Consider the following 24,298-nt stretch of genomic DNA (forward strand, 5'->3'; position numbering starts at 1 on the left):
AGCGCAGTTCTTTCAAAAGTATAGTGGCCAGTTGCCTGGGTTCAAATCTGTTTTAAAATTTTGGAGCTTACCAACACCTTATGAATAAGCAGCATACTGATATAGCTCCAGAAAATGGTATTGAACAAAAACTCAAAACTGATACCGCGCCACATGATCTGGAACAGGCCCGAAAATATGAGTGCCGTACCTAATATATATCCCCCAAAAAGCGTTTCGGCTTTAACGGCAATTAGTTGAGCGAGGGCGCCATAGGCAAAAAGGAAGATAAAGATCCCCCAATCGCCGCCCGACAAATAGGCATCAACAATATAAGCGGGTTTGGCCGATACGGAAGAGTTACGGTTAACCACCCCGGCATCATAAACTCGCTGCATGATCAGATCTTCGGTAATTGGCTTTGAGGGCCATAATGCCCTCGGCACCAAAGCTATGGCCGATTGCGAAACAATGCCCATACCATAAAAACCAACATTTTTAGGGGTCGATTGAACAAACCTGGTAAACATATCAATTTCGCTTAAGCGATATACTAAAAAATCCCAGTTGGTTTCTTCAACATCACTGTTATCGCCATTCAGCGCGGCGTCAAGTGCCAGTTGCGAGGCTTCATCGCTGTTAGTATCCCCATTCCAGGCGTTGGCCCTGAAAATATGGTTGTACGTTGGTAATACAGTAAATAATAAAAAAATGATCGGAATAAAGGTGATGGCTACCAGTTTTTTATAGGTTGGGTACAGGAAGATGCCCAAAACCAGTACGCTGATAATTATAGGTTCTTTAAACCCTGATGTAAGCGCCTGGTAAAAGTTAAAGGCGTATAGTAAAAGACAGATGAGTGTATTGGCTGATTTTTTTAACGGTATGGCAAAAGCCAGCGCCAGGGTACCGGCAATAAAGCTTAACGAACTGAACTGATAATAAAATTGCGAAAGACCAGGAATAGCAATGAATAGCAGCGATAACGGAAAACTGATAATTGCCGACATCATGAGCAGGTTTGCCAGTTTTTCGGTTTCTATATAGTACTTTTTAGTTACAGGATAGTTCATGAAGATAAGCACGCCCATTACAAAAGAAGCATGCCCAAGGCAATAGTAACGCTGGCATTGGGCAATTAAGCCTAATGTATCCTTGTCATTTAGCGTATGGATAAATACATGCTTAAAGTTTTCATAGCCAAGGGTATTCATGAAAAAGAAGATGGATGTACAGCACATGTACCCTGCAAAAATTATCTGGATAATAAATAAGGGCCTCATCAATTGTTCAGCCATGGGCCGGTCATTGGGAATAGGGCGTACCCAGCCTGTAAGCGTGATCAGGAATATAAAAAATGAGCCGCCCCATGCAATAAAATAGGAGAGCACGCTATCGCTTTTACATGCCAATGCCAGTAGCCATGGTATAAATAATACAATATACCGCTCTATTGATTTGCTTTGCTGCATTTATTAACTAATTGTTCAATCGCCTCCACCTGTTTGTTAAAGCTCCAATCCTCGATTATTTGTTTGGAATGTTGCCCCATTGTAAATAAAGCAGTTTTATTATACAGAAGCAATGTTTTTAACTTGCTTTTAAGATCGGTGACATCACCGGGCTTAAAGATAAGGCCATTTTCATGGTCCTTTACCAAATCGGTACCGGCACCAACTTTGTTTGCTATAAGGATGGCTTTGCCGCAGGCCATAGCTTCGTTTATGGCCAGTCCCCAGGTTTCGCCGGGGCCTTTTGACGGGAGGCAAAAAATATCGCAGGCCTGGTATACCACAGGCATGAAAAGCTGATTTTGAAAATCAATAAAGTGGATGTTTTTATGCTGATTAGCTTTGTTTTTCAATTCTATCTCTAAAATGCCGTTTCCTGCAAACAGCAGGTGGATACCAGGCTGTTTTACATCGATAAAAGCTTCAAGCAGCAGTAATGGATCTTTTTTACTCTCAAACTTACCTGCAAACAACAGGAGTTTTTCATCCTGAGTTATGCCTAACTGATTACGCAGAGCAAGAGCTTCATCGGCCCTGTCGGCAGCGAAGCGGTTGTTATCTATGGCATGCGGTGCAAAAAATAATTGTGATTCTTTTAATCCGCATTTTTTAAAATAGGCCTTATTGTTAGAGCCGGTATATAGCGCATAATCAACATGTCGGTAAACCCGCTTTAGGAATAAGCTTCGCAATAAAGATTTGACCCCGCCGGTATCATCAAGTAAAGTTGAATCACCCCGGAAAATAACGGGGATCGTTCCTTTAAAATATTTAAGGGTTTTGCGATGGCTTTTATAAAACCAGCCATACACCAATACGGCATCGGGCTGCCAGGTATTTATCTGGTTGATCAGATCCGGATTATCTATTCCTTTTGAATGGTGGGAACCTGGATCGGCCGAAATATTTTTCACCCATTCATAAGGATAACCTTCAAGCAACGGAATGTCCCAGTTGATGTTTTTACCGAAACCGGGATCAAACTTTTGAGCGCCGCCCTCACCCCATGTATAAAATACCCTGATATTTATTTTTTGCCGATCGTGCAGCAGCTTAAACACCGGGGCATAGTACTGTATAGGGTGGGTGATAACTATGGCTAATTTTTTCATTCAGATGGTTTCGCCCATGATATTAATACCTGCAGCACTTTGCAGACGGGATTTGATAAAGTCAATATCCCGGCAGTAAATGGTATTGTATTTGCCAAAAGTATCCAATTGGGTTAAAGCACGTTTAAACGGATCATAATCAACAGCTTTAAAACCTTTTGACAGCAGTAGGCTGTGAATATCCTGATCGCTGAAGCCATACCGGCCACCACTGCCGTTGAGCTCAATGATAATGGCTTTTAACACAGGCGAATCAAGAGTGGCTATCATTCCTTTAAGCACTTCGGTTTCAAACCCTTCTACATCAATCTTAATAAGAGAGGGCTGGTGTGTGTGCAATAATGAATCAATAGTGATTACGGGTACAGTAACAGTGTTTTTGCCTGTTTCATCCTGGGCAATAACATGGTTCCCGGTATCTTCATCTGCCGAAAATATGATCTCACCTGCCGCTGCGCCGGCGCCTGCATTAATAAGCTTCACTTTATCCTGCAAATTATTAAGCCCGATATTACTGCTTAAAATGTCAAAAGTTGCTTTAACGGGTTCGAGTGTAATGCTGTTGGCTTTTGCTATGCCCGAAGCCAATAAGGTATATGAGCCTACGTTTGCACCGATATCAAAAAAGGTATCGTCCGGCCTTAAAAAATGAAGTAAAAAGGCCATGTCATTAAATTCATGCAAACCGGTGTATATGTTACCGGTAATACCGCTTAAGCCCTTTGCAGCGTAAAATTTAACATCGCCAACAAAAGGTTTTATAATGAATTTCGACTTTGAAAGCCGCGACTGGGCCTGCCACCACGCAAACCGCCATAGCGCTTTAGCCGGATGCTTTTTTCCTAAAGGGTGCTTTAAAATAAAGCCAACGGTTCGTTTAATGGCGTTCATCAATAATTTTATCAAATAAGCGGCACTGTGCCAGTGTCATTTCAGATGCCGAATATTGTTTAACGGCATCGGTATTGTATACAACAGGTTTTAAATCACCCTGTATTAATTGCTCGAAAAATGTAGACAGGCTTTCGGAGGTGATATTATCATAATTATAAACATGCTCCACCCCGTATTGCTGCATAATAGGTATAGCAGAACTTGCGGCATTAAATATGGCTAAAACCGTTTTCCGGGTAAGCAGGTAGGGGAATATTTTTGACGCCGTATATTTGGGGTCATCCGAGCCCGGGATAAAAAGCGCGTCGGCTTGCTGCAAGGTGAGCAATGTTTGATAGTAGCTGATCCGGTCGGTAATTTCCACTACATGTTTCTCAATACCATATTGCTTTGCAAGGGGTAATATAGTGGCTATCCCTTGCCCGGCAGGTGCGTAGCTGGTACCTATGAAATAAAGTTTTATTTTGCTGAACAGTTCTTTATTAGTATTCAGCCCGGTTTGCAATGATTCAAACACCGGACCGATGGCTTTGTGCATATCCTTACCCCCGCGACCGATATATACCACATTAACAAAACCTTCATCGAGCAAACCGGTAAATAGTTTTTGATTATCCTTAGCTATTTGAAGATCTGGTTCAAAAGCGCCGAAGGTAATGGTTGCTGCCGGGATATTTTGAATTACCGGATAGCGTGATTTGAGCTCGTCAATATAGGCGGCAGATACGCTGATCAACCCATCTGTATTTTTTATGGCGATGGGTTCCAGGTATTTGTTTAGGCGATAGGCAAACCAATATTTAGGGGGCTGTTCGCTTTTAGGTTTGTTGATATAATAGTCGGAATGCCAGGGGTCCTGCATGTCAATAACATAGGGGATGCCGAAGCGCTTTTTCCAGTATGCTCCCAGGATGCAAACCGGGAATTGTGTGGTTGAAAAATAGATCAGGTCAAATTTGTTATCCTTCAGCAAGCGATTAACCGTTTTGCGGTAATACCATAACGACCGGATGGCGATACTCCCCAGCCCGATTTTTGAAGTGAGCGTTTTACTCAACGCTTTTACTTTGTGAACTTTAATATCGGGAGATACGCTTTGAAGCAATAATTCATCCTTTGCCAGATCAGCATATTGCTCATCAATGGTAACTACTTCGGCATTCCAGCCACAAGAGGCAAAATAGGGGAGGCTCATCCTTATGCGCTGCATGTCCGCCGCGTTTACCGGCGGGAAGTATGGTGAAATGATGAGCAGCTTTTTATTCAATGGTTATAGGTTTTCAACAAGATCTAAAAACTTATGGCTTTCGGTTTCCCAGTTTAATTCGGCTTGGCCTAACTGATAATTTTGCAATCGGGTTTGGTATAAAACATCCGGGTTTTGGAGGTAAAAACTGATACAATCCATAAGTGATTGCAGGTTGCTTTTCTGATACAATTTTCCGGTACCGGGATATTGGTCCATAAAGAGTGTTTGGGCCTGCGTATCGCTCGCTATCATAGCCAAACCGCATTGAATATAGGTAAAGATCTTATTGGTAAGGCAGATATTCCTGTTTAGCGGTACGCCTGTTTCGGTAGCCATACCGATATCAAACCTGCTTGCGAAACTGAAAATCTCATCGGCACCAATGGGTTCATGAAAACAAAGCTGATCCGGGTTCAAATTAAGTGCAGCAGCAAGGTTTAATAGTGCCGTTTTGTGACCTTCATTGCAACTACCTAACAAGTGTAGCTGTATCTTGTCTTTAACAGCGGCCATTGCTTTAATAACATCTTCCAATCCCCGTTCGGGGCCAATGGTTTGCGAAAACCAAAACAGTTTTAACGGCTCATTGGCTTTATAATTTTGGCCGATATTAAGCGCTGTTTTAGGAAACACATTGTTTACCACAAATGGCTTCAAATAGTTGTATTCGTGTTGATAATATTCGGCAATGAGCGGACTGGCAGCGGTAAAGTAATTAACCTGGCTAAAATACTTTTCTTCAATATATTTATTAAGCCGGTAGTTTTCATCATGCGTTGATGTGAACTGGCCCGAATGCATGTCCTCCGCATCGTAACCAACTTTGGCTCCGGTATATTTCGCTGCCAGTACAGCGGCGGGCAGCGCGCCAAGGTTATGGGCTATATAAAGATCCGTTTTAATTTTTTTGGTGATAACTAATGCCTCGGCATGGGTGCGACTGATGGCGTTTTCGGGAACGCCGAACCGCCGGGTATATTTAAAGAGCAGCATACTTAGCTTTTGACGGATGCGGGTTTTAATGTAGGCAGCTTTTTGTTCAACAGGGTCGCCGCCGCAATAAATATACATGCCCGGGAATTTGCCTGTTAAAGCTTCGTCGGGTTTTTGCGCCCATTGCTGGTAAAAACAGCAGATCACTTTTACGTTGTAACCAAGCTTGTGTAAGGTTTCGGCCTCTTTAACCAGGCGAGGGTTAGTAGTAGGCTGGCCGGTAGTTATAAAAGTAACGTTCTTCAATTTTTGCCTGTTGCCAGTTGGTATAACTCTTCGTATTGTTTGGCCAGCACCGTGGCGCTAAATTTTTGCTCGGCTACCTGCCGGCAGGTTGCCCTGTTGATGCTGCCGATGTTGCTAATGGCCGTTATCATATCTGCCTCCGTATCACATACAAAGCCATTTGATCCGTTGGTTACCACCTCCGGAACTGCACCCCGTTTGAACCCGATTACGGGTGTGCCGCAGGCTAAGGCCTCGGCCATTACAATACCGAAAGGCTCATCCCAGGTTACAGGCATTAAGAATGCTTTTGAATTACGAAGCAATTGGTTTTTCTGACTGTTGTTAACGGGGCCAATATACTTGATCTGTTCACCATCAATATGTGGTTTTACCTGCTCATTAAAATATTGCTGGTGGATCGGCTCGTCGGGGATGTTGCCTGCTATTACCAGTTTTTGATTTGTTTTTTTTGCTGCATGTATGGCAATAGCAGTACCTTTTTCCTGTTGGATGCGGCCTAAAAAAGTGAGTGGTGCATCGGTGGAAACATCGGCATTGAACTGATAATCGTTAATATCAACTCCATTATAAATAGTGGTAACATCAGCAAAAGCACTGATCTGCCCGGCAATATAATTACTGCAGGCCGTGAACCTTAGCGAGTTTTTATGGGCTATGCTTACTGCTTTTTTTACCTGCGATATAGTAGGCGGCAACTGGTAGGATACGATCTTGGGAATCCTGCTTAACATGAGCAAAGCAATATTGCTCATGCGACCAAAAGTATGTACAAGATCAAAATGCTGAAAAGCAATTTTTGAAGTAAGTCGGTTGATCTTCATTAAATCCTTTACCCCGTAACCTGCCGATTCGCGATAGCCGATAAGTTTACAACCCGGCTGCGAACGTTCATTGGCGTAGAGGGTGACATCATGCCTGTTTTTTTTTAACTCCTGGATCAGCATAAAAACAATCCGTTCAATGCCGCCGTATTGCTCTGGTGGTACAGGGATCAGCGGGTTTACTATAAGGGCTATTTTCAAGGTTTAGGTCTGGTTTATTAAATACTATGCTATTGGCGACGCTTATCTGCCAAAAACAGCTTTCTTTATTTTTTTTAACGATGACGGGATGGTGTGATCGCTCAAGGCTCTTTGTTGTCCGTTTGCCCTGAGCTTGTCCCTTTTTTCTTTATTGCTGAGCAGTTCGGTAGCTTTTTGCACCAGTTCGTCAACTGTACTGTAAACATTAATTTCGTTATCGGTGTCATAAAGGCTATCAATGCCTTCACAATATTCGGTAAGATAACAGGCACCCAGCATGGGTGCTTCTATATCCCGCAGTCGTGAATAGGTAAGCGGTTTATTATGTGTACGTTTAAAGGTGGGGACCCGGTTAATCCCTAAAGTAACCATGCTGCATTGTGTGATGATGATGTATTCAGCAAAATCAGGGCTCGGGAATAGATGATCTTCACTAACCGGGATGTGTGGGAGCTTGTTTAATTGCTGAACCCCTTTAATTGCCAAGCCGGAAAGCCCCTGTTGTTTTACAAAGTTAACCTGGTTAATAAGCTTCTGATAAACAGAGCCTGCAACAAATGCGGAAGTATCGCCGCTTTGGGTAAGCCACCCGGCACCGCGAACACTTAGCGGGAGCCCTTTTTGAATGGCCTGGCCTAAAAGGTTTTCGCGCAGCAGGTCTTTTGAACCAATAAATGATACGCCTGGCTTTTCGTTAAATATGGTGCCTCTTCTCAATTCGGGTTCAACCCACATGGGCATTGGTAAATTGATATGCTTTACTCCAGCTTTCCTGTACATCTCCAAAGCCTCAAATTCGGGGACCCAAATCAAGTCGAAGATCCTGAACTTTGCCGGTATCGTTTTAAACTCCCTGATGTTATCACAATAAAAATTAACACAGGGGATCCCCATTTTTCGAATCTGTTCTATCGCATCGGGATAGATTTGTTTAGGATACAGGTACGTTAAAAAAATATCGATGTTATGCCGGTTAGCTTTGATATAATTGATGGTTGCCTGCCAGCTCCGTTCCTGCCAGTTTTGTAAAGCAACCGAACCTTCATCATGTATCAATCCCTCGGCCCAGTCAACCTCCGGTATTTCAACATAGCTCATACCTGCCTCTTCAATGCCGTTTTTAATATAATGCTGCCAAAAGCGATATGAGGGTACGGGGTGGGGCTTGCTTACCTGATCCTGTAGAAATGAAAGCAGTATACGCATGGATGTATTACAGGCCAAAAAGGGCTTTAAATTTTTGTGTTAGCTTCCAGCCGATGAGCTGGTTCAGCTTTTTTGTGTAACCACCTGCCGGGAATTTAGCTTTTGAGCCACCTAACTCCTTGACGCGTTGTTGTGCCTTGCTGATGATATCGGTATGATGTGGGTAATAGGCGTAAACAAAGTTTTGCAGGCAATCGGCAACGGCAGCCATAACCCTTGGGCTATTTTCATATTTCAGCATGTAGCTTGTACCCTCATAAAGAGAGATAAAAGCTGATTCCACGCCCGGCTTTGAAGTTAATGCGGATAGCGAATTGCTGATACCACTCCGGTAGTACAAAACCGCATTTGGGGCAAAGCGGATTTCATCTGCATGTAACAGTACCCGTGTGATAAATTCAAAATCGTTCACAAGGCTCAGGCGCTCGTCCCACAGCCCCGATTTTGCAAGTATCCCCCTTGGGATAAGCCAGATGGCGCATTGCATCATAGCCTGTTTACCGTTATCCATGGAGGATACCAGCCAGTCAATGGGTTTACAATCCTGCATGATGAGATCTTCGTTCAGCTTAAAGGTGATGATATCGTCGTTATAAAAACGGCCCCAGGCGGCTGAGGCTATCACATCATCCCCATCACCAATACGCTTCACCTGTTCGGCAATATAACCGGGTGAGATCAGGTCGTCGGCATCCATAAATTTGATGAGCTGGCCTTTTGAAAGCGCAAAAGCTTTGTTTGCAGCAGCGCATTGCCCACTATTTTCCTGCTGATGAATACAGATGCGCGGATCGGTAAATTGCTCCAGTATAAAAGAGGTATCATCAGCAGAGCCATCGTTAACAATGATGAGCTCCCAATTGGTATAGGTTTGATCAAGTATCGAACTAATGGCTTCGGCAATATATTTACCCGCGTTATAGGCGGGCATGCAAATAGAAACTAAAGGGCCGCTTTTTTCCATTCGGTAGTAAAATAAGGCAACTTGGCCTTGAAAATATAATGACGAACGATCTGCTGGCCGCTTAAATCAGGTCTGTCATCGTAGAAGATGGTATATGCTTTTTCATCGAGCGCTGCTGCGGTTTGTTGGTACAACACATAGCTCATGAGTGTTTGTTCAACCTGTGCCGGGCCGGCTTGGGGATAATGATGCAACAGTAGTTTGGCTTTTTCTTCAAGATCGAGATAATCAATTCTGTCGTTATCATAAGCTATGATGCCGCCGTTAACGCTTTTTATGCAATTGATACTGTACTTATCCCTCAGTGTGTCCTCGTTATCAACAAAGTAGGAGTTTGCCAGCTGTTCTTTCATGTAAAGAGCCGTTTTACGCTGATATGCCTCCAGGATTTGGTCGGGTTTACCGAAAAAGATCATGTCGCTATCCAAATGAATGGTCCATGAAGGAGCGGTATGAATATCTATCAACCGGCGAAAAAACGGGTGCCAGTTACGCAAATGCCGTAATGTTGGAAATTTATATTGTGGTAAAGCCACATCGAGGTGTTGCAGCACCTGTTTTTCGGATATGGCCTCAATACCCGGCAATACTTTGTTTATAAAGCCAATATGTTCATCGGTCAGTGTCCCGTCCGAATATAGTTTGATCCCTACCCGGCCATCCAGATAGCCGACCAGTGTATACGCGCAAAAAATAGTTTGATGCCAGTAATTTGCTCCCGTCAGGAAGCTAACGTTCAGTATTTTATCTGCGGAGAGATTAACAGGCGGCAACTTAAGGGCCGCTTTTTTCATTTGCTGCTCACCCCTTCGCATGTTCAGCCAGCCCCTCAGCCCGAAATGACTGATGTGGTATCTTACCGAAAAAGTAGGTTTAAAAAAGTATTTGTACGCTATTTTACCTAATGACACAGGCTATAAAAAATGTTTCCAAGCATGTTTAAAGTAGCCCTCTTTTGAAAGGTCGACATAATGATGAAGTATGCCTGTTTTGTTTTTGATCTGATCCGCCTCGGGGTTAACGATATAATCTTCTGCTTTCAAAACGGTGGCGTCGGCATTTCCTATCAGCATGGCCGAAAGCGCCTGCTCTAAATAGTAAGAGGTGCCTTCCTGCTCTTCCAGCGTTTTAACCCAGTTTTCCAGTTTATCCCAGTTGATAGCTTCGCTTTTTAAACCGATAGCACCCACATTAAGCAATGGTTTTACCGCTGAACCTGCCAATTGCTCCATCAATTGTTGTGAGTATCCGTAAGCCTCTGTACAATCAACCATATGGAGGGGCTGTTGCGGATTGTTAAGCCAGTTGATGATCTCTGCAGGCTCATGCCAGAAAAGCATGTCCGAATCCAGTACCAGCTTCCATGCATCACCCGGAATGGTGTGCACATCGGTTAATTTTTTTATGTGGGGATAAACCGCTCTTTTTTTATGCAGGTATGGATAACGGCCTTCGGACAATGCATTTTGCAGATTTTTACTGATCTGCTCCGCTGCGATTACCTGAGCACCGGGCAACTGTTTTGCTATTCTTTCAATTAGTGCTGTATTAAAACTGCCGTCATCAACCAATATGAATTTAAACTGAACAGCGGATGTTTTAATTAATGATTGGATGCAATAGAGTGTTTGGTAAAGGTAGTTTTTGCCTGTTAAAAAGTAAATCGGTAACCCGTTGATATGGGAAATTACCGGGGGCAGCTCAACCGAACGCTGTTCCATCTCCCTGCGCCCGTTCATCATGCTGCGGTAATTGAAATAGCCTCCAAACCGCCTGTACTTTTGCAATTGTGAGCGTGGGGTACGATATAAGAAATTGATGATCGATTGCATTTTGTTATTTATCAGGCAATGACGCCAGGCCGTCAAATGTGCCGCAAGCGCCCCGCCATTTAATATAGTTTGGCTTGTTTTTCCAAGCCTGATAGGTAAACCAGGCTTTAGCTTTCCTTAATAAAGCTCCTGATTTGGTGATTGGTTTCCAGGGGTTTATATCATGACTTTGCAGCAATTGCACCCATGATTTATTTGTACTATTAAGCAATCGGGCGAGGTAATCTGCCTGCATTCGTTGAGCTGGAATAATATGCTGTAAGGTAAGTTCGGGAAAATAACCAACATGCCAGCCGCTTTTAAGGATCCCGATCACCATGTCGTTGTCTCCGCCCGAGCTTAGGGAATTACCTTTCCGGTCGCTGATCTTGCTTTTGCCCGATGTTATTTTTTCGATATAAGATGTGAGGGCTTCGCGTCGTATAGCCATCCCTGCGCCGATGGGCGCACAGGCAGGGTATTCATTATTCCAGGTTGCCAGCAAGAGCTCATCGCCGAGATCGCGCAGGGCCAGGTTGCCGCGAAATTCGCCCAGCCATTCGGGCGGAGTAGTCTCAAACAGTGGGATCGATTTACCGCCTATAGCCCCCATTTGGGAATTTTGACGAAATATGTTCAATACCTTTTCGAGGTAACCTGCATCAAGGATATTATCGTCATCAACCATGACAATGATATTACCTGTTGATTCATTAAAGCCTTTAAGCCGGGCGTAGGTTAACCCTTGCTTTGTTTCATGTACAATTTGGGAGGCAGGGTGCCAGCTTAGGTTAAGTTGTTGCCCGAAATTGTTGGATGAATTATTATCGATGATGATTAACTCCCACTGGGCAATTGGCAGGGATTGGCCTTTTAAACCGGTAAGCGTTTGTTCCAGCCTTGTGGCATCCGGGTTATAAGTAGGGATAATTACCGAAAGCTGCATCAGTTAAAATCAGTAATGATCATGTTGTAATATGCCAATGAATTATCGGCTAACTGGTCACCGGTAAATTTATCTTCAACCGTTTTGCGGGCATTGAGGCCCATTTGTTTTCTTAAGTTGCCATTATTAGCCAGTTGAATGATCTTATCTGCGAGGCTTTGCGTATCGCCGGTTTTGGCAAACAGGCCGTTGTAACTGTCTGTAATAATTTCGGATACGCCACCGACATTGCAGCCTATAACAGGTTTGCCATAGCTCATGGCTTCGATAAATATCAACCCGAACGATTCATATCTTGACGGGGCAACAAAAATATCACATACCCGGTAGGCTTGTGATAAGGCTTCGTGATCAACTTTCCCGCTGAAAATCACCTTCTGTAAAACTGCTTCTGGATTATCAGCTTTAAACCTATTCTGGTAATCATTACCAGTATCGCTGCCAATCAGTTCAAATAAAACATTGGGGTTTTGCTGTAACACAAGGGGGATTGCCGAAAGCAAAACATCGGTGCCTTTGCGGTACTCCAACCGACCGGTGTATAATATTTTAATGACCGGGCCGGTAGTTGTATGCTCAGTTATAACAGGCAGGTTTATACCATGCGGAATAATTTCAAACCTTTCAGGTACAATATCATAAAGACGTTCCAGTTCCAGCGCATGGTTGTGCGCATGGGTAATTACGTACTTGCTCTTTTTAATAAAGGTTATCTCCATTTTGGCTGTCACATCCATTACTCTTGATTTAAAAGGGTAATGTTCGTTCATGATCTGCGAAAAGGTGGTGCTTACCCGTACAGCCACAGGGGCTTTGATTTTTTTATAAAGCGAAAAATAACACAGCGAAAAGTAGCTGGTTGTTTCAATCACCTCAATGCCGTATTGCTGTATGATTTTGTTTAGAACCTGCGATGTAACACGCATGGATCTGATCTTCAATGCAAAATCAATGATGGCCCATTTGTGCTTAAAAAGTTTATTGATAAGTGCAGGCACTTTAACCTTATGGGTAAGTACGGTAATGTTTTCGGCCAGGTCATGCTTACTAAAAGTATCAGGCTCATCTTTACAATGAGGCCGAATGTGTAATACAATAACTTTATTCCCTTTAGCTGCCAAGCTTTTGGCCAGCAGCAGGCAATGATTAGCTATGCCGCTGTCGATAGTATGCTCATCAGGGAAATAAGGTGTTACCAGCGCTATAGTCATGATTTGGGTGCCAGGCTCCAGTATATCATCCTTAAAAAGGTTTTAAACCTAAAGGCGATGCCAAGCCCGTTTGTGCCGGTTATGTAGTATAAAATGTTGAGCCAGGCAAAAGTCATGCTTTGTTTTTCTTTCACCAGCCACAGGCAGCAGTATATGGATTGCTGCAGGCAGGTTGACTTGTCAGCAATTTTATTTAATACCTTATTTATGGATAAGAATTTATAATGATAGCTGTAAAAACGATAATCATAAGTTGATGAGCTTAAGCCGGCTTCACCAAAGTTTGCTATATCCAGATCAATGTATTTGGTTTTAAATGCCGGGTTACAAAATACTTTCAGCGTTAAATGGTAGTCGGCAGCTACCCTGAACTTTAAGTTGTATTTGCCTGTGTAGTTAAACGTTTCGTGTTTATAAAAAATGCCCTGGTGATGGATGCCTCGCGACAATACTTTATTAACAGTATCATCAGCGTATTTGGTGTTTGATACGAGGCCTGTTACATTGCCGTATACCAGATCGGCAGGATCGTTTTGAATGGCCTGATAAACTTGGTCCAATACCATGGGATTGCTGAAAGTATCATCGCCCCCCATAAAATAAAGCCACTGCCCGCTTGCCATATCAATGCCTTTATTCATGGCATCATAAATGCCCCTGTCGGGTTCGGAAATGAACTGTGTATTAATATCACCGGTCTTTTTAAAATTGCTGATGATATATTGTGTATCATCCTTTGAGCCCCCATCAACCAAAACCAGCTCGTAGTTTTTAAAAACCTGGCTGGTGATGCTATCTAATGCCTGCTGTAAGGTGCCCTCACAATTATACAGCGGCATAATGATGGAAAAAAATGGCTTCAATTAAGGTTTGATGTTAGTACTTTGTTGGTTTCGCTTACCCAAATGTCCAGCCCCAGCGGATTCCAGTGCGAATCGCTGCGGTAGAAAAGATTACGCTTATCGGCCTTGAAAATTTTATACAATGATATTAGGGGCAGATCGGTTTTTTGCTCCACTCTTTCCAACAAGTGGTTGTAAGGCATCCGTTTGTCATCATAAACAGAAACCGGATTAGGTATCACCGAAAGGAAAATTTTTTTAAAGCCAATCTCGAGGTAATAATCACGTGCGGTATCCAGGTTGCGGAGTAAAGAATCCACAGCATGATCAGCCTTACACCTGAAGGCCGATTGTACACTGGCGCTATCGACGGTAATATTAAAAAGCAGTCTTTTTTTATCAGAGCTTACTGCTACCTCATTTGCTACGCGGTCAAAAAGCTTATAGTTTAGCGATGCTTTAGCCTCTTTGAAAGGTGATGCAAGTTTATTATCAAAAAGAATAAGCTCAAGGTTGCGGCTTAAGTCTTTATTAAAAATGATCTTGTTAAGGCGCTCAAAAAGTGATACCGGAGGTGGTTGACTTGTTGCCATGGCAGGCGCATTACTGAAGTTTACGCCGCTTTTGATCTCGTTACTTGTCCAACGAATTTCATCGGTTTTGCTGATATCATAGCCATTAAGATTACGTTCGGCAAACTCCATCAGCAGGTAATTTTGTTTAGCAGTGTCCAGTTTAATTGGGCCGAAAGCAAAACGGCGATCAAGAAAAACCACATTATCAAAGGCATTAAAAGCACCGGAAAGTGTTTTATCGGCCAAAAAGCTATCGCCTATTATATACAGTACTTTATTGGTGTTTTGCCTGCCGGACTTGTGCCTGTATTGCCTAAAAGGTTCGAGCTCAAATTTGTATTGAGGCAGAAAGCTGACACCATATAGGTCGCCATAACGCCACCTGTCCGAATGTACGAATGCTGCCTTGTGCAAAGCGTTTTCCCGGATCATTTGCGGATTCAGGTGGTCGAAATATTTTTCAAATTTTATTTTATTAATAAACGACTGGTTCATGGCACTACCCAGCAACATAACACTGATGAGCAATATGAACAGACCGGTAACCTTACGCATCAAAACTGGAAATAAATAAACTGTGCTTCATTAAAGATTCCCAAAAAATAGCAGGCAAGTACCAGTCCGCCTATAACAAACAACTTGCCTGTGTTTGAATAATCTTTCGCTTTTCGCAGATAGCGTTCACCTAAAAGCAGGGCGATGATAATGAAAGCACAATACCAAAGCTCATGTACCGACATGAGGCTGCCTGCCGAATAGGTAAAGCTGCTACCACTGAATATTTTAGTTAAGATATAAAAAGCGTCGGTTACCGTACCTGCCCTGAAAAATACCCAGGCAAGACAAACCAGGTTAAAGGTGATGAGCCATTTTAAAAAGGCAAAGCCTTTAATACGGATGTTGAGCTTATGGAATAATTGGTAAGCAACAAGCAACAGACCATGAATTAATCCCCAAACCAGGTATTTCCAGTTGGCTCCGTGCCAAAGACCGCTGATCATGAATACAATGAGCAAGTTTATGCAGGTTACGGAAAAATTAATCCGGCTGCCGCCCAGCGGGATATACAGGTAATCACGAAACCAGGTGGAAAGGGAGATATGCCAACGTTTCCAAAAGTCAGAAACATTGGTAGCCAGATAGGGGAAGTTAAAGTTTTGCATCAGCTCGATACCCAAAACTAGCGCTGTACCGATGGCGATATCCGAGTAACCGCTAAAATCGCAATAAATCTGGAATGCAAAAAAATAGGTTGCTACGAGTAATTCGAGCGCCGAATGACCATGTGGGTAGGTAAATACCGGGTCAACATAGAGGCCCAGCCTGTCGGCAATCACTACTTTTTTAAACAGGCCCATCGCCATAAAAAATAAGCCTGTTATTAAGTTGCTGCTCCGGAATTTGTTAACCCGGTGCAATTGGGGTAAAATATGCTGAGGCCGCTCAATTGGCCCTGCAACCATTTGGGGGTAAAACATTACATACAAGGCATAAAGGCCAAAATGCCGCTCGGCAGGCTGGTTGCCCCTATAAACTTCAATGGTATAACTCATGGCTTGAAACGTATGGAACGATAGACCGATGGGTAGTATAAAATCAAGCAGCGGTAATTGCGGGCCATGGAATGCGCCGGATAACAAATTTAGGTTCCCCGCCAAAAAGTTGAAGTATTTATAAAACGCCAGCACCCCAATATTGGTAACCAGGCTTAAAATAAGATAGAACCTGCGGGTTTTTCCGCTGGATTTTTCTATCAGGACCCCGGCACAGTAATCAACAATAATGGTAAAAAGAATGATGAGGATATATACCGGCTTAAAATACATGTAAAAATAACTGCTTGCAGCTAAAAGCCATATCCACCTTAATTTATGAGGCAGCAGGTAATAAGTAATGGTTACTACTACAAAAAATATAAGGAACAGCAGGGAGTTAAAGAGCATTAAAAATTACAGTATATGGTTGAGTTAATGATCATGTTTAATAAATGCCTGATTATTGGTAGTAACCAAATACCTTATATAATTTAATCCTGATCCTGTTTAAAAAAACGATCTTTTTCCATTCATGAACGGTACCATGTGCATCGGCTGCCCAAATTCTTTGATGGTCGGCTTCCCACTGCGTCTTCATTTTTGGCGAATGGGTTTTGGCCTGGTCATGCACGTTGGCAACGGAAAGCGGTGCTTTGATCAAGGCCCTGCTGTGCCCTTTTACCAGCCGGAGCCATAGTTCAAAATCAAGCGAGCAATGAAGCTCCTCCCAAATAGGCTCATGAATAGCGGCGCTCCAAAAAGTAGAGGGCTGCACAAGGCTTGGGATTTTGATAAAGTAATCCATAAATGGCAATACCCTGGTTGTTGTTGTTTGGCCGGATAACACATTATAGTCGTTCCCGTAACCGTATATAAAATCGACTTTTGTACTTATAAACTTGCTTACTACCTTATGGAAAACACCCTTAAGATAATAGTCATCACTGTTAATCCAGGCATGGTACCGGCCGGATGAAAGACTAAACCCAAGGTTGATAGCATTGCTTTGTCCGCTATCTTTTTCACTTTGATAGTAGCTGATCCATGGGGCATATTTTTCAATGATCTGTTTGGATTGGTCGGTACTGCCGCCGTCGATAATAATAAACTCCAGGTTAGGATAGTTTTGTAAAAGTACCGCCCTGATGGTTTGCTCCAAAAAGTTGGCCTGGTTATATGAAGGGGTTACAATGGTAAGCCTTGGCCAGTTTATTTTATGATCATAAACCGTTGGCTCAACCTGCTCATCCCAGGGCCAGCCGGTTTTACCTTGCGGCGGTTTAGGCAATTGCTCCAGCAATCCCCTTTCGGTACCGGCTACAACGGGCAGGGGTAGTTGAACACCTTTGCTGATAAAATCTGAACGATATGATTGAAGATCAGGGAGGTTCATGTTTGTTGCTCAGTCAATGATCTGCAGAAAGGTGCGGCCAAACTTTTCAACGTTTTCATGATAGGTGTTATTTTCAAATAAAGGGGGAGAGGCCTGACGTTCATTGGCCTGGTGGAGCAACTGCACCAATTGATCTACATTATGCGGATCAAAAAAGCGGGCCGAACTGTTAACCAGTTGCTCCCTGTGGATCTCAATATCTGAAACCAGCAAAAATTTGTTCATCAGCTTGGCATCCTCAACAACGGTGCTCCAGCCTTCAAAAAGCGATGGCTGAATAATGGCAATTGCATTGCTCATGAGCTGAAGCTGATCGCGCCGGTCAATAAAACCAAGAAATTTAATATTGCTGCCAATGTTATGCTCTTCAACAAAAGCCTTCAGTTCTGTAAAATAATGCGGGTTGCGGTAATCGTTGGTATTGCCGGTAAAAGCAACTGTGATTTCTATACCTTTTGCTTTTAATTCTTTAACTGCCTTTAATACTACCAATTGGTTTTTATGTTTCCAGAACTGGTTAGGGCAGATAAAATAATGGACAGGCAATTGATATTTTTCAAGCAGCTGTTTGATGTCAAGATCCTGGTAAGGCGGATGTGCTACCGCAAAAGGCAGCACGCTTACTTTTACCGTATGCTTAGGGAAAATAGATTTGAAATGCCCGAGCGCGGTAGTGCTGCTCACAATTAACTGCTCGGCCGAAGCCTGGATTTCCTGCTGATTTTGCAGGCGTGAGGCGATATCATCTTTACTGAAAAACTCGGGTGCAAAATGCTCCTGGAAATCGGCTACCCAGTATACCTTCTTTTTAGCTGCCGATTGTTGTTCACTTTTATAATAAGGAAAAACTGCATCAAGGCCTTTTACCTTTTGATTGAACAGGCGTGCCTTAAATAAGCGATTTGTTGCCCTGTTCAAAAATTGAAATGCCTTATTTGCTTCGCCCGAACCGAGCCGGAAGCTGATATAAGGATAATTGAATTTTTGCTGTGCTACCCGGAAACTTTCGTAACTATCGGTCAGTAAAACAATATGCGGCTTTTCCGCATCATTGAGTGAGTTCAATGCGTTTACCAGGTTTTCGATATAATAAGTACCGCCTATCCAGTTTTCGTTATAGGCGTAGCTTAACCCTATTCTTTTCCTTTTAGCCATTTACAATAGTTATTTATGCCATCATCAAAGTTTATTCTTTGTTGATAGCCCATGCTCATCAGTTGGCTGTTATCGGCCTGCCAGTATAAAGGATCACCAATGCGGTTGGTGCCGGTAAATGATAACCCGCCCTTAAAGCCAATATACTTTAAGAATGTTTCGGCGGCTGTTGCTATAGTGATGGTATTATTATTGGCGATGTTCGTAATGCTGAACCCGGGCATATCGGCATTGATGAACAGGTCCATGGCATTTACAATATCGGTAACATGAATAAATTCACGGGTTTCGGTGCCGGTGCCAAACAGGGTAATATTATCCTGGCTTTGTGATTTTTTATACAAGTCCCAAAACAGCTGTTTTTTTAAACCGGCCCCATATGCCGAAAACACCCGAAAGACATGAACGCTTAAACCAAAATGATCATGATATAATCGGCAAAGCTCTTCGGCCTGTTTTTTATGAAGGCCGTAAGGCGAAAGCGGCTTAAGCGTATGTGTTTCTTTGATAGGCTGGATCTGCGGATTTCCGTAAACTGCCGCGCTCGACATTTGAATCAATCTGCAATTGCTGTTACCCTCTTTTATAGCGTTAAGAATGCTTACCAGGTGATGAACGTTTAGCAGGTAATCGCGCTCAGGATTATTGAATGACTCTGGTACGGATGCGGCCCCGGCGCAGTTGATACACCAATCAAACTGATGATCGTGGAATACCTTTTTAAAATCTGCGTTAGTGGCATCAATCAAAAAGTAATTGGGATCGTCATATTCTACCATTACATCGGCACCATAAACCTCATTATCCGGCTGATCTTTAAAATAACTGTAACAAACCGAGCCGATAAATCCTTTGGAGCCTATGATGAGTATCTTCATTGTTGGGGTAGTGTTTTTATGAATTGTGCAGGGTTACCGGCAACCATGGTAAATGGCTCAACATCTTTTGTAACTACTGCTCCGGCTGCTACGATAGCGCCTTTACCAATGGTAACACCTTTTAATATTACGGCGTTAAGACTAATCCAGGCGTAGTCTTCAATTATTATTGGGGCGGTAAGTACATTGCCTTTATCTGCCCAGTGCCCGTTGCGCAGCAGGTCCATCCATCGCTCGGCCCTTTCAATGGCCTCAAGTTCGTGGGCGTTGGTATCGATGATATTTACGTTATGCGAGATCTGCACAAAATTGCCAATGGTTACACTTTCGCCCGACCAGATCCTGGTATGATCGCCAATGTAACAGTTTTCGCCAATCATAATTTTACCGCCGTATTTAAATACGTTGAGCATCCCACGGATATGGGTCCCTTTGCCTACTACTATTTTTGATTTGTCGAGCGAGTTCGATACTACTGCCTCCGGGTAAAAAGTAGCCCCAAGATCAGTAATACTTAATTGGATATTACGTTTGCTTTGCTTTTCCTGGAGCAGGTGAATTAAATGAAGAAGGTTTATTTTTTCAAAAAAGCCAAGCAATAACCGTTTGATGAACTGTTTCATTACTTTATCTTAAATAATTTAAGTGCCCTGCGTATAATGGAGCTTTTGTATTTTTTATTGAGATGAGCATAAACCTGCTTTAAATAACCTACATCCAAAAGCATTTTTTGAGGATGGATCAACGGAAAACTCATTGCGTTCACCGGTAAACTGGCAATAACATCATCGGCCGAATGCGTATGAGTGCCATTCCCGTAACCAATGTTCTTTACAAGATTTACACAGGGGTTAATGGCCATGCCGCCATTAATTAATATGCTGTAAAACCATTGAATATCCCATGTATTTAATGATTTATTGAAGGATGATTCAAACATGCCGTAATAGCTGTTGTACCAGTCGGCAGTGCCAAGTTGGGCTTTGATCTTATCCTTTGTTTGCTGCTCGGGCCAATGTTGCATTTCAAGATCATAAAGGTTCCATGCGCGTTTCCAGGTAGCCCAGCCCCAGATACCGCCATGTCCCCAATGATAGGATTGTGTGTCTTTCTTCCAGCCATCCGCTAATAAATTTGAACCGGATACCGACATCACCCTATCATCAAAACGGTATTTTTCCAATAGCTCCTCGCAAAACGAAAAAAATGATTTATCCGGCAGGCAGTCATCTTCTAAAATGACACCTTCGCTAACGTTTTCAAAAAACCAGTTAATGGCTTCACTAACGGCCGATTTGCAGCCCAGGTTTTTATCCCTCAATAAAGTTTTAACTTCACAGTCCCAGTTTATCCGCTCAATTACCGATCGTGTTTTGGCGCATAGTTCAATATCATCGGGTTTATCCGGCCTTGGGCCATCGGCAGCGATATACAGGTATTTTGGTTTAATTTCGGCTATAGCCTCAAAAACCAGGTCTGTAAACGCGGGTCTGTTAAATATTAAAAAAAGTACCGGGACAGAATACCCCATAACCTTAATGACTTGTAGCGGCCTGAGCTGTTTTCACAACTTTTAATAATTGTTTTATATGCTGGTACTGCTGTTTTATCATTTGCCTGTTAGTTAGGAGTGATTTGAGCTGGCCCAATTTCTGATAGTATGAAATTTTTTGTTCAATGCTTATTGGCTGGAATTTAACCGCCCTTTGATAAAACAAGTTACCAGTAAATTTAGCTAATGATTTTGCCGCCGAAAGCAGGTCATGGTTTATGACCTGTTCAATAGGTTGTTTGTTATTAACTAACGCAAAATAGCCATTGAGTAAAGCACTGCTGTAATTTAGCCAAAATGCAACTTTCAATATGTAATCGATATTTTGCCTTTGAAGGGGAACAAAGTGTTTAAACCTCAGGCTATCATTGGCAATGATCTTATAGCCCATCAAATAGTTCATCAGGCAGATCTCAACATCTTCGCCCGAAAGCAGCTTTTTACCTATCCGACCGGTTGTCACCTGATGCCAGTTCGCGTTCTTTAGTTCAAGCAGGATACTTTTCCGGTAAACAGATCCTGCACCATAAACCCAATGACTATCAGCTACCCATGTTTGAGAACCCCAAACGGTAGTGAATTTCATCAGTTCTTCAGAAAGCATAGGCGGTTGTTCGGCCTCTATCAGGCCACATCCTCCTAATACACCTATCTGGCCATCACTGTTCATGATCTTGAAGCAGCGTTCAATATAATCATCGCAAAGCCAGTTGTCATCATCGCAAAAAAGGAGGTATTCGTACCGGGCATAGCTTAAACCCATATCCCGCGCATGGCTTAGCCCTGCAACCGGCTGGTTCACAACATTGAAAGGGACATTGGGCAATTTGTACTTGTCCCATTCGGCTGTGGCAATGCCGGCTGTATCATCTGTTGAAGCATTGTCAACAATAATAACTTCCCATTTAACAGCTACCGGCACCTGCTGTAAGGCCAGGTGTTTAATTGTTTCGGGAAGCCGTTTGCCACTATTGTAGCAACAAACGATAACTGATATTCCGCTATTCAATTTATTTGTAGTCGGTTATTCGCCCGGCAGCATGATGTTCAATAGTTTTTTTGCCGAAGATGAGTCGAGGGTAAATTGGTTTATCAATTCCCGATTGCAAAATTTGATTTCCTCGTCAAGCTTAGTTTGGTCAGCCCTGATAGCCATGATCAAGGCAACCAGCCCGGCGGTGTTGCAGCAGTAGGCAGTGGAGTTTGAACGTTCGTTTTCCAACGTAGGATCTACATTGTAAAGAATGGTCTTTAGTCCGTTCCTGATCCCCTCTAACCCCGAGAACCCTGTAAATTGGCCGATAGTAAAGTTTATGAAATACCCGTTTTTTACTTCGTCATTTAACTCCTGCAAGGGGATTGAAGTTTTAGTAAAGGAAATATTTGAGGAAACGGCCAATTTACCGGCCAGGTTAAGTGTGTTTTGATATACCTGCTGGCTATAAATTGCTCCTATAAAAAGTATGTGTACGTCAGTAATTCCTTCAATTTTTAGTGTATGGAGTGCTTCAATCAAATTGGGGAACGAGTTTTTGTCTTCAGCAATCCGCGATACGACATTTAAGTTAATCATTTAAAAAAAGCTTAAACAGCACCTTTTTACATTTTACCGGAATGTCTTTTTCATAATTGCTAAATTCAGCTTCCTGGTACTGATTGATGTACACTATCGTATCATTGGCATTATCAAAATAGCTTGCGGGGAAATTATATGCTCCCTGAATGGCATTGGTAATATGCCAAAAAAACCTGTGTTTGTGAATGATGGTATCCTTGGCACGATAAATATTGTATAAGCCTATAACATGAACGCTGTCATAAATAGAATTGGCAAGGAATTTCAATTTGAACGACCAAAATAACGACCTGCACATTCTTAAAGGTGACCGGAGGTTTTTGATCCCGGTAAGACGGGTCCTTACAACTTTAACGTTTTTTTGACTAAATATATCATCATAGTATTCCTTCTGGTAGTTTTCCAAAATTAATACAGTAGGTTCAATATTATTTTTTTGCGCAAAGCTGACCAGTTCATAAACAAGCTTTTCTGCGCCTCCAAGAACCAGCTGACCATTTACAATTAAGATTTTACGCATAAAACTTTTTGATGGTTTTAGCCACGTACCCAATTTCTTCGTCGCTCATGCCCGGATTCAACGGAATACTCAGGCAGGTTTCTGCAAGCTCTTCAGCTATTGGGAAATCACCTTTTTTGTAACCGAGATGGTCATATGCTTTTTGTAAATGGGCAGGAATAGGGTAATGGACTCCTGTACCTATCCCGTTATTGTTTAAATGTTTTTCCAGTGTGTCACGCTTGTCGGTGCGGACAACATATAAGTGATATACATGTTTTGCGCCTGGTCCGGTTACCGGCAATATAAGCCCGCTGATACCTGCAAGCTGCTGATCATAAGCTTCGGCTATCTTTTGTCTTTCATCGATCCATCCATTCAGATATTTCAACTTTACCGAAAGAAATGCGGCCTGCAATTCATCCAGTCTCGAATTTACGCCGATAACCTCGTTGTAATATTTTTTTTCGGAGCCATAATTGCGCAGCAGATTTGCTTTATGCGCCAGGCTGGTATCGTTTGTAGTTAAAGCCCCTGCATCCCCATAAGCCCCCAAGTTTTTTGTTGGATAAAAGCTGGTGGCGTTGATGTGGCCAAAGCTGCCTGTAAGTTTTTCATTATAGGTACAGCCCTGAGCCTGGGCATTATCTTCAATAACATAGAGGTTGTATTTACCGGCTATCTGCATAATGGCATCCATTTGGCAGGCCTGCCCGTACAGGTGTACCGGCATTATCGCCTTGGTTTTAGGGGTGATAGCGGCCTTGATCAAATCGGGGTTTAAATTATAAGTATTCCTGTTTGGCTCAACCGGAATTATAGTTGCTTTTACCTGCGATATGGCAAGCCAGGTAGCTATAAAAGTATTCGAGGGAGCAATAACTTCATCACCTTCGCCTATTTCAAGTGTTTTAAGAGCAATGTGCAAGGCGTCAAGTCCATTGCCTACGCCAATGCAGTGTTGTACCTTGTTAAAGGTAGCGTAAGCATTTTCAAAATCGCTTACTTCCTTACCAAGTATGTACCATTTATTTTGAAAAACGCGTTCAAATGCCGCACGGATTTCTGTTTCAACTAAATTATTCTGGGCGGTAAATGATAAAAATGGAATATTCATTGATGTAGCTTAAGCCTCATGCGTTTTGC

Annotated in this window: 24 protein-coding genes; all 24 read right to left on the reverse strand. The window is 42.6% G+C overall.

Annotated features, from left to right (window positions below; all coding sequences use genetic code 11):
* Window positions 1–41 precede the first annotated feature (41 nt).
* From AC1DUD_RS03140 to AC1DUD_RS03255, 24 genes are read right to left on the reverse strand one after another with little or no spacing between them, the layout of a single operon-like run.
* Complete coding sequence (locus AC1DUD_RS03140) at window positions 42–1,451, reverse strand: exosortase Y-associated Wzy-like protein (RefSeq protein WP_477371502.1); 1,410 nt, start codon at window positions 1,449–1,451, stop codon at window positions 42–44.
* Window positions 1,430–2,602 carry a glycosyltransferase family 4 protein gene (locus AC1DUD_RS03145; protein WP_477371505.1) on the reverse strand — a complete coding sequence of 391 codons (1,173 nt, stop codon included), beginning with the start codon at window positions 2,600–2,602 and terminating at the stop codon, window positions 1,430–1,432. The genes AC1DUD_RS03140 and AC1DUD_RS03145 overlap by 22 nt, the downstream gene beginning before the upstream one ends.
* Window positions 2,603–3,493 carry an FkbM family methyltransferase gene (locus AC1DUD_RS03150; protein WP_477371507.1) on the reverse strand — a complete coding sequence of 297 codons (891 nt, stop codon included), beginning with the start codon at window positions 3,491–3,493 and terminating at the stop codon, window positions 2,603–2,605.
* Entirely contained in the window at window positions 3,480–4,763 is a 1,284-nt protein-coding gene (locus AC1DUD_RS03155; protein ID WP_477371509.1) for a glycosyltransferase, read from the reverse strand. The genes AC1DUD_RS03150 and AC1DUD_RS03155 overlap by 14 nt, the downstream gene beginning before the upstream one ends.
* Window positions 4,764–4,766: 3 nt before the next feature.
* Window positions 4,767–5,984: a glycosyltransferase family protein gene (locus AC1DUD_RS03160; RefSeq protein WP_477371511.1), complete on the reverse strand. Its 1,218-nt coding sequence runs from the start codon at window positions 5,982–5,984 to the stop codon at window positions 4,767–4,769.
* On the reverse strand, window positions 5,981–7,009 hold the full coding sequence (locus AC1DUD_RS03165; protein ID WP_477371513.1) for a glycosyltransferase family 4 protein: 1,029 nt from the start codon (window positions 7,007–7,009) through the stop codon (window positions 5,981–5,983). The genes AC1DUD_RS03160 and AC1DUD_RS03165 overlap by 4 nt, the downstream gene beginning before the upstream one ends.
* 42 nt (window positions 7,010–7,051) lie before the next feature.
* Complete coding sequence (locus AC1DUD_RS03170) at window positions 7,052–8,215, reverse strand: glycosyltransferase family protein (RefSeq protein WP_477371515.1); 1,164 nt, start codon at window positions 8,213–8,215, stop codon at window positions 7,052–7,054.
* A 7-nt stretch (window positions 8,216–8,222) separates the two neighbouring features.
* On the reverse strand, window positions 8,223–9,179 hold the full coding sequence (locus tag AC1DUD_RS03175) for a glycosyltransferase family 2 protein (protein WP_477371517.1): 957 nt from the start codon (window positions 9,177–9,179) through the stop codon (window positions 8,223–8,225).
* Window positions 9,158–10,090, reverse strand: a complete 933-nt coding sequence (locus AC1DUD_RS03180; protein ID WP_477371519.1) for a hypothetical protein — start codon at window positions 10,088–10,090, stop codon at window positions 9,158–9,160. The genes AC1DUD_RS03175 and AC1DUD_RS03180 overlap by 22 nt, the downstream gene beginning before the upstream one ends.
* Before the next feature lie 3 nt (window positions 10,091–10,093).
* On the reverse strand, window positions 10,094–11,011 hold the full coding sequence (locus tag AC1DUD_RS03185; RefSeq protein WP_477371521.1) for a hypothetical protein: 918 nt from the start codon (window positions 11,009–11,011) through the stop codon (window positions 10,094–10,096).
* Between the two features lie 4 nt (window positions 11,012–11,015).
* On the reverse strand, window positions 11,016–11,936 hold the full coding sequence (locus tag AC1DUD_RS03190; RefSeq protein ID WP_477371523.1) for a glycosyltransferase: 921 nt from the start codon (window positions 11,934–11,936) through the stop codon (window positions 11,016–11,018).
* Window positions 11,936–13,147, reverse strand: coding sequence for a glycosyltransferase family 4 protein (locus AC1DUD_RS03195; protein WP_477371525.1), 1,212 nt, complete (start codon window positions 13,145–13,147; stop codon window positions 11,936–11,938). The genes AC1DUD_RS03190 and AC1DUD_RS03195 overlap by 1 nt, the downstream gene beginning before the upstream one ends.
* On the reverse strand, window positions 13,144–14,010 hold the full coding sequence (locus tag AC1DUD_RS03200) for a glycosyltransferase family 2 protein (RefSeq protein ID WP_477371527.1): 867 nt from the start codon (window positions 14,008–14,010) through the stop codon (window positions 13,144–13,146). The genes AC1DUD_RS03195 and AC1DUD_RS03200 overlap by 4 nt, the downstream gene beginning before the upstream one ends.
* Window positions 14,007–15,119: a hypothetical protein gene (locus AC1DUD_RS03205; RefSeq protein ID WP_477371529.1), complete on the reverse strand. Its 1,113-nt coding sequence runs from the start codon at window positions 15,117–15,119 to the stop codon at window positions 14,007–14,009. The genes AC1DUD_RS03200 and AC1DUD_RS03205 overlap by 4 nt, the downstream gene beginning before the upstream one ends.
* On the reverse strand, window positions 15,119–16,507 hold the full coding sequence (locus tag AC1DUD_RS03210; protein WP_477371531.1) for an MBOAT family O-acyltransferase: 1,389 nt from the start codon (window positions 16,505–16,507) through the stop codon (window positions 15,119–15,121). Before AC1DUD_RS03210 ends, AC1DUD_RS03205 begins: the two co-directional genes overlap by 1 nt.
* A gap of 52 nt (window positions 16,508–16,559) precedes the next feature.
* Entirely contained in the window at window positions 16,560–17,492 is a 933-nt protein-coding gene (locus AC1DUD_RS03215) for a glycosyltransferase family 2 protein (protein ID WP_477371534.1), read from the reverse strand.
* Window positions 17,493–17,501: 9 nt separating this feature from the next.
* Window positions 17,502–18,647, reverse strand: a complete 1,146-nt coding sequence (locus AC1DUD_RS03220; RefSeq protein WP_477371536.1) for a glycosyltransferase — start codon at window positions 18,645–18,647, stop codon at window positions 17,502–17,504.
* The gene (locus AC1DUD_RS03225; RefSeq protein ID WP_477371538.1) at window positions 18,626–19,525 is read right to left on the reverse strand and encodes an NAD-dependent epimerase/dehydratase family protein; all 900 of its coding nucleotides are present in this window, start codon (window positions 19,523–19,525) and stop codon (window positions 18,626–18,628) included. The genes AC1DUD_RS03220 and AC1DUD_RS03225 overlap by 22 nt, the downstream gene beginning before the upstream one ends.
* Window positions 19,522–20,148: an acyltransferase gene (locus AC1DUD_RS03230; protein WP_477371541.1), complete on the reverse strand. Its 627-nt coding sequence runs from the start codon at window positions 20,146–20,148 to the stop codon at window positions 19,522–19,524. Before AC1DUD_RS03230 ends, AC1DUD_RS03225 begins: the two co-directional genes overlap by 4 nt.
* The gene (locus tag AC1DUD_RS03235; protein WP_477371543.1) at window positions 20,148–21,056 is read right to left on the reverse strand and encodes a nucleotide-diphospho-sugar transferase; all 909 of its coding nucleotides are present in this window, start codon (window positions 21,054–21,056) and stop codon (window positions 20,148–20,150) included. Before AC1DUD_RS03235 ends, AC1DUD_RS03230 begins: the two co-directional genes overlap by 1 nt.
* Before the next feature lie 4 nt (window positions 21,057–21,060).
* Window positions 21,061–22,086: a glycosyltransferase family A protein gene (locus tag AC1DUD_RS03240; protein WP_477371545.1), complete on the reverse strand. Its 1,026-nt coding sequence runs from the start codon at window positions 22,084–22,086 to the stop codon at window positions 21,061–21,063.
* A 15-nt stretch (window positions 22,087–22,101) separates the two neighbouring features.
* The gene (locus AC1DUD_RS03245; protein WP_477371547.1) at window positions 22,102–22,650 is read right to left on the reverse strand and encodes a hypothetical protein; all 549 of its coding nucleotides are present in this window, start codon (window positions 22,648–22,650) and stop codon (window positions 22,102–22,104) included.
* Window positions 22,643–23,173, reverse strand: a complete 531-nt coding sequence (locus AC1DUD_RS03250; protein ID WP_477371549.1) for a hypothetical protein — start codon at window positions 23,171–23,173, stop codon at window positions 22,643–22,645. The genes AC1DUD_RS03245 and AC1DUD_RS03250 overlap by 8 nt, the downstream gene beginning before the upstream one ends.
* The gene (locus AC1DUD_RS03255) at window positions 23,166–24,269 is read right to left on the reverse strand and encodes a DegT/DnrJ/EryC1/StrS family aminotransferase (RefSeq protein WP_477371552.1); all 1,104 of its coding nucleotides are present in this window, start codon (window positions 24,267–24,269) and stop codon (window positions 23,166–23,168) included. The genes AC1DUD_RS03250 and AC1DUD_RS03255 overlap by 8 nt, the downstream gene beginning before the upstream one ends.
* Window positions 24,270–24,298 lie beyond the last annotated feature (29 nt).

Source organism: Mucilaginibacter sp. P4_A11 (genome assembly GCF_056402535.1).